Raw genomic sequence first — 1,363 nt, forward strand, 5'->3', positions numbered from 1 at the left:
GATGATGTCCCAGGACGTGGTGTAGCTCGCCGTGGGCCTCGCGCTTTCAAGCGGGCCGAGCTGGTCAGTCGCTCTGTGCTGCAGGCAGGCTGACACTGAGATCATCGCAGACAGGGGCGAGCGTTTCCAGCGTCATGTATCTGGCGCGCTGGACCGTCCATTCCTCGGTCTGCTCCATCAGGATCGCGCCGACGAGGCGCCGGACAGATGCCTCGTTCGGAAAGATGCCGACGACGTCCGTCCGCCGCTTGATCTCGCCGTTCAGACGCTCGATCGGATTGGTGCTGTGAAGCTTGGTGCGATGCTGGGCCGGGAAGGTCATGTAGGCCAGGACGTCCTCCTCGGCTCCATCCATGAGCGTGGCCAGCTTCGGGAGCTTGCCGCGCATCTGGTCCGCCACGAGCCGCCACTGGGCCTTCGCCGCCGCATGGTCGGGCTGCGCGAAGGCCGTGGCTATGAAGGCCGATACCACCCGGCGGCTGTTCTTGCCGGCATGGGCGAGCGCATTGCGCTGGAAGTGGACCCGACAGCGCTGCCAGGTCGTGGACAGGACCCGAGCGGTGGCAGCCTTGATGCCCTCATGCGCATCGCTGATCACAAGCTTCACGCCGCCGAGGCCACGGCGGACGAGGTCACGCAGGAACTCGGTCCAGAAGGGCTCGGCCTCGGAGGCACCGATCGCCATGCCCAGCACCTCGCGCCTGCCGTCGGTGTTGACGCCCACTGCGAGCGTGACCGCGACCGAGACGATCCGCCCGCCCTGGCGCACCTTGAGGTAGGTGGCATCGATCCAGAGGTAGGGCCATTCGCCCTCGATCGGCCGCGTCAGGAAGGCGTCCACACGCTCGTCGATCTCCTCGCACAGGCGGCTCACCTGGCTCTTCGATACCCCAGTGCCGCCCATGGCCTGAACCAGATCGTCCATGGACCGTGTCGAGACGCCATGGACGTAAGCCTCTTGGATCACGGCTGTCAGCGCCTTCTCCGCAGCACGCCGGGGCTCCAGGAAGGAGGGAAAGTAGGAGCCGGTGCGCAGTCGGGGGATGCGCAACTCCACGCTGCCCGCTCGGGTCTGCCAGTCCCGGGCACGGTAACCATTACGCTGCGCAAGACGCTCGACGCTCTTCTCGCCGTAGTCGGCGCCCGTCTTGATGCCGACCTCCAGGTCCATCAGCCGTTCGGCGGCGAAACCGATCATCTCGCGAAGCAGGTCGGCATCAGCGCTCTTTTCCACGAGAGCGCGCAGGTCCATCATCTGTTTGGTCATCGGGTGTTGTCCTCGGTTCAGGTTGGTGGTCACAACCCGACCCTACCGAGAAACCCGATGGCCACCGCAAGCTACACCACGTCTCGGGACGTCACC

1 protein-coding gene is annotated in these 1,363 nt (G+C 65.7%); it reads right to left on the reverse strand.

What is annotated here, in order from left to right; genetic code table 11:
- Positions 1-64: 64 nt before the first annotated feature.
- Positions 65-1,267, reverse strand: coding sequence for an IS256 family transposase (locus AC04PT_RS20065; RefSeq protein WP_482875563.1), 1,203 nt, complete (start codon positions 1,265-1,267; stop codon positions 65-67).
- Positions 1,268-1,363 lie beyond the last annotated feature (96 nt).

This window comes from Litorisediminivivens sp. KMU-197 (assembly GCF_056858395.1).